Raw genomic sequence first — 5,202 nt, forward strand, 5'->3', positions numbered from 1 at the left:
GCATCTTCCCCCGTCCGGCTCAAGGCCTTTGACCGTCGCTGGCCGGGTGGCTGGCTGGATCACGCCAAGGGCGACCGATAGTCTGGCAAGTATCACGGGGGTACGGGTGACAGACGAAGCCGTGCATGTTGCGGCTGTGCCACGCCAGAGGCTGCCGCTTGACACGCTCATGGCGCATATTGCACAAGTATTGCGCGAAAATGGCTGCCTGCGAGGCTGGCGCGACGAACTGCTTGATGTCTACGGCGAGGGTCGGCGGCTGTGTGTGCTGGAACGGGCCGCCATGCGGCCGCTGGGCTTGTTGACCAAGGCCGTACACCTCAATGCATGGTCGCCTGACGGCCGGTTGTGGGTGGCCCGCCGCTCACCCACCAAGGCAACCGACCCCGGTAAATGGGATACGCTGGTGGGTGGCCTGGTGTCATCGGCAGAACCTTTTGATACCTCGCTGGTGCGGGAATGTTTTGAAGAAGCGGGCCTGCATGCGAGCGATATCAACAACCGTACGCCGTTGCGCATGGTATTGCGCATGCACCGGCGCCTGCCGGAAGGCTATCAGGTCGAAGATGTCCTGGTCAGTGACTGTGTGTTGGCCCACGATGTAGTGCCTTGCAACCAGGATGGCGAGGTCAGCGAAATCCGTTTGGCCAGCATGGACGAAGTCTGGTCCTTGTTGGAAGACGACGAATTTACTCAAGAGGCGGAGGCATCCATTCTGGATAGCCTGCTGTTCCGCTACCACCGGGGCGAAACAGCCTGGTCACAGGCCTGATTCCCACTCCATGCCTATCAAGGAGACGCAGATGAACAACAATCCTTTTGTGCTTCCCGGCTTCGGACAAAGCGGCCCTCAGGGTCAGAATCCTCTTCTTGCCAGCATGGAAATGATGCGCCAGGCCTGGCAGGGGCTGGCGTCCCCGGGCGGCTTGGACCCCGCCGCGATGGGCAGCTTGATGTCTGTCGAGGAACTGGACAAGCGTATTTCGGATCTGCGGGCTGTTGAAAACTGGCTGCGCATGAATTTGTCCATGCTCAGCAGTACCATTCAAGGCCTTGAGGTGCAGCGGGCCACGCTTTCCACACTCAAATCCTTTATGGATACTGGCATGGCGACCATGGCGCAGGCTGCGGCGGGCACAGAATCGGCCGCGGCTGGCTTGGGCGGTGCAGACAAAGCCGGTATGGCAAGGCCTCAAAGTAGTCAGCGCGCCGCCTCTCCGCTCGAAGAAGTACTGGGCATGACACCTGGTGCCGAAAAGGAGACGGCTGCGGCACCGGCTGCACAAGACGAAGCTCCCCGTGGCCAAAGTGATGAGTCAGACGCCAAACCGGCAGGGCCAGCGGCCGATCCGGCGGAGAGCCCGGGTATGGCGGGCGATGCGCAATCCGATATCGTGGGCGCGACCGCCTCGGCGGCGCAGGGGTGGTGGAACCTGCTGCAACAACAGTTCCAGTCATTGGCAACGGCGACTGCGGCAAGTACGGAAGGCGCATTTTCCGAGCTGAAGGGTGCCGCCATGCCGCCTGCCGGCGGGGCAGCCAGGGCGGCAAGCCCGGGTACGGCCAGGAAGGCCGCCAAGGCCGCTACAAAAACCACCGCCACGGCGGCGAAGAAGGCGGGCAAGAAAACCGCTGCCCGACCCACCACGGCCAAGCGCGCCAGCAAAGCAACCGCGCGCAAAACCGGCGCCGCCCGCAAAACGACGGAATGAATGGCAATACTCGAAACCCACCCTGAAATATGCTGAACATCGTCATACTCGCTGCCGGAATGGGCAAGCGCATGCAGTCCGATCTCCCCAAGGTATTGCACCGTATTGCCGGCAAACCCATGCTGGCTCACGTACTGGATAATGCGCGCAAGTTGCAGCCTGACCGCATCGTTGTTGTTACCGGCCATGGTGCTGATCGTGTGCAGGCAGCCTTTGAAGGCCAACCCGGGTCGGATGGCCTGATCTTTGCTTTGCAAAACCCTCAGCGCGGTACCGGCCATGCTGTCCAGCAGGCGTTGCCGCATTTGCTTGAAGGCGGCGCCGACGACGCCACCCTGGTGCTTTATGGCGACGTACCGCTGGTTCAGCCTGATACCTTACGGCGATTGCTGGGCGTACGCGGCCAGGGGCTTGCCCTTCTGACCGAGACGGTGGCCGATCCGACGGGTTACGGCCGCATCATTCGCAATGCCGACACTGAAATCGCCCGCATCGTCGAGCATAAAGACGCCAGCGATGCTGAATTGGCCGTGAACGAAGTCAATACCGGTATTCTAGCCGGCCCTACGACCCAACTGCGCGACTGGCTGGGCCGCATCACCAATGATAATGCGCAGGGCGAGTATTACCTGACGGATGTGGTCGCTCTGGCCGTGGCAGATGCGGTGCCTGTCCGGGCCGCGCAGCCGGCAGCGTCCTGGGAAACACTGGGCGTGAACAGCCGCTTGCAACAGGCCGAGCTTGAACGAGCCTGGCAGGCGGAGCAGGCGCGCCGGCTGCTGGAAGCAGGGGTCACACTGGCCGACCCGGCGCGCTTTGATCTGCGGGGTGAACTGGTCTGCGGGCGTGACGTCTTCATTGATGTTGGCTGCGTGTTCGAGGGGCGGGTCGAACTTGCCGATGGCGTCCATGTCGGCCCTCATTGCGTGTTGCGAGACGCCAGCGTCGGGGCAGGCACGCGCATCGATGCCTATTCTCACGTCGACGGCGCGCGCGTGGCAGGCGAAGCCCGGGTGGGGCCTTACGCCAGGTTGCGTCCGGGGGCGGATATCGGGCCACAGGCGCACGTCGGCAACTTTGTGGAAATCAAACAAAGTCTATTGGGTGCGGGGTCCAAGGCGAATCATCTCGCCTATATCGGTGATGCCACGATTGGCGAGCGGGTGAACGTCGGGGCTGGCACCATTACCTGCAACTATGATGGGGTTAACAAGCATCGCACGGTTATCGAGGACGACGCATTCATTGGTTCGGACACCCAGTTGGTGGCACCGGTCACCGTGGGCAAAGGGGCCACGCTGGCGGCCGGTACGACACTTACCCGCGATGCGCCGGCCGGCCAGTTGACGCTTTCCAGGGTGGCGCAGACTACCGTTGAGGGTTGGCAACGGCCCATCAAAAACTCCTGAACGCCAGGCGGATCACGACCGGAGTATATTTAAGACAAACGGGGCTTGAGGGGTAGGGGACGCAGGGTTGACGCAAGAGCAGAATTGTACAGATGCATCCGGCGGGGTCGCGGCCGGCGGAAGCCCTGTATCTGGCGCCCCCGCCCAGCCCGCCGCCCCCATCGTTTCGGGGGCCGGCGTCGGTGCTGCGCAGGCAGACAGCCCCGCGGCCTCTGCCGACACGGCGGTTCCCAGCGCTGCCGCCGCCAGCCGCAAGGCCGCTATTCCTGATGGCCTGCCCGTGCCGCGCCGGCATTGGGCCACGGTTGTCATGACGCTAGGCATTACCGTAACAGTGCTTGATGCCAGTATGTCCAACGTCGCCCTGCCAGCCATATCCGCGTCGCTTGGCATTCCGGCCAGCCAGGCGGTATGGGTGGTGCTGGCTTATAGCCTGACGGTGGTTGGTTGCATGCTGCCGCTGGCCGCTCTGGCCGAGCGTGTGGGTTTTCAATTGATGTTCGGCGTGGGCATGAGCATCTTTCTGCTGACATCACTCTCGTCGGCCTTGTCGTCCACCATGACTCAGCTAGTGGTGTCGCGTGTCGGGCAGGGGTTGGGGGCGGCCATGCTGATGTGCCTCTTTGGTGGCATCGTGCGCAATATCTATCCACTGAGCCGCCTGAGCGCCGGCATCGGTCTCAACGCGTTCGTGGTCGGGATCATGGCCGTGCTGGGGCCGACGCTGGGCGCTCTGATGCTGCAGTGGTTTACATGGCCCGCCATTTTTCTGGTCAATATTCCACTTGGCTTGGTCACCTTTCTCGGCCTGCGTACGCTGCCCGATATTCCACGCCGTTCCGGGCCCTTCGACTGGACGGCCTGTGCCCTGAGCGCTGCCTTGTTCGCGCTGGCCTTGTTCGGCCTGGAAACGGTGGGCCGTGATCTTGCCCTTGCGGGTCTGTGCCTAGGGGTTGCCGCCGTGATTGCCTGGATATTGCTGCGGCGTTCCTGGGGGCAGCCAGCGCCCGTTGTGCCGGTCGACCTGCTGCGTATTCGCTCTATCGGTTATGCAGTGGCCGCCTCGGCTTTTTTCTTTGCGGCTCAAATGGCCGCTTTCGTGGCTCTGCCCTTTTACTTCAAGACGGTTTACGGGGCGTCTTATGCCCTGGTGGGGCTTTATCTGGGCACCTGGGCCATAGGCGGTGCCTTGATGGCGCCTCTTTCAGCTTATGTGGCAGGGCGTTTTCCCGTTGCCGTCCTGTGTGCCTTGGGCGCCATCGTCATGATGTTGGGCCTGAGTGGGGTTCTGTTGGCGCCACAGGGTAATGTGCTGGCGTGGTTGCTGGTCAGCATGTTTTTGGGAGGTATCGGTTTCGGCTTCTTCCAGACACCCAATAATCGGGCAATGCTGGGCGGGACGCCGCGCCATCGCAGCGGCGCTGCAGGCGGCATGCAGGCGACCACGCGTGTGTTCGGGCAAGGGGTGGGCACCGCCTGTGTGGGGGTGGCGTTTCAGCTGAGTACGGCGCATGGCGCTGCATTTGGTGTGGGCGTGGCCGCCCTTTTTGCGCTGGCCGCGTTGACGGTCAATGTCGTCCGGCACTTCGACCCTACCCCGGACGCCCGTTTCTGAGGCCATGATGCGCATTCTGCAATTGAATTTCGAACGAGGCTGGCGGGGCGGGGAACGTCAAACCTTATTGACCATGCATCAGCTCTCCTTGCTGGGCCATGAAGTTGAACTGCTGGCGCGCAAGGGTGAAGAACTGGCCCAGCGGGCGGCGGATCTTGGCTTTGTGGTGCATGATTGCACTGGTGTGCCGGCGGTTTGCCGTTTCCTGCTGGCTCGGGGGCGGCAGTATGAGGTCATGCACGCGCAGACCGCCAACATGATGAGTTGGCTGGCTTTTTTAAGGCCCTGGGTCAAGGCGCGCGTGGTCTTCACTCGCCGGACCGCCTTTCCATTGCGCAAGCATGAGTCGCGCAATGCCTGGAAATGGCGGCAGGCCGATACCCTGGTCGCCATCAGCGATGCAGCGGCGGCAGAACCCCGCCGCCTGGGCTTCGATGTGACCATCATCCCCAGCGCTGTGGAACAC

Annotated in this window: 5 protein-coding genes; all 5 read left to right on the plus strand. The window is 62.5% G+C overall.

From position 1 onward, the window contains the following. Positions 1-28: 28 nt before the first annotated feature. The gene (locus tag WCZ84_RS13540) at positions 29-772 is read left to right on the plus strand and encodes a DUF4743 domain-containing protein (protein ID WP_372686809.1); all 744 of its coding nucleotides are present in this window, start codon (positions 29-31) and stop codon (positions 770-772) included. A gap of 31 nt (positions 773-803) precedes the next feature. Further along, positions 804-1,712 (plus strand): PhaM family polyhydroxyalkanoate granule multifunctional regulatory protein, encoded by a 909-nt coding sequence (locus WCZ84_RS13545; protein WP_372686806.1) that lies wholly within the window; start codon positions 804-806, stop codon positions 1,710-1,712. A 29-nt stretch (positions 1,713-1,741) separates the two neighbouring features. Further along, on the plus strand, positions 1,742-3,121 hold the full coding sequence (gene glmU, locus WCZ84_RS13550; RefSeq protein WP_372686807.1) for a bifunctional UDP-N-acetylglucosamine diphosphorylase/glucosamine-1-phosphate N-acetyltransferase GlmU: 1,380 nt from the start codon (positions 1,742-1,744) through the stop codon (positions 3,119-3,121). Between the two features lie 280 nt (positions 3,122-3,401). Then, positions 3,402-4,736 carry an MFS transporter gene (locus WCZ84_RS13555; protein ID WP_372686810.1) on the plus strand — a complete coding sequence of 445 codons (1,335 nt, stop codon included), beginning with the start codon at positions 3,402-3,404 and terminating at the stop codon, positions 4,734-4,736. 4 nt (positions 4,737-4,740) lie between these two features. Beyond that, the coding region (locus WCZ84_RS13560) for a glycosyltransferase (protein WP_372686808.1) at positions 4,741-5,202 on the plus strand (462 nt) is incomplete at its 3' end.

This window comes from Castellaniella sp. (assembly GCF_041675725.1).
In the GTDB taxonomy this organism is placed as follows: domain Bacteria; phylum Pseudomonadota; class Gammaproteobacteria; order Burkholderiales; family Burkholderiaceae_B; genus Castellaniella.

Excerpts from the sequence above, each read along its gene's own strand:
- WCZ84_RS13545 (WP_372686806.1), top strand. The coding sequence starts at position 804 with ATGAACAACAATCCTTTTGTGCTTCCCGGCTTCGGACAAAGCGGCCCT.
- glmU (WP_372686807.1), top strand. The coding sequence starts at position 1,742 with ATGCTGAACATCGTCATACTCGCTGCCGGAATGGGCAAGCGCATGCAG.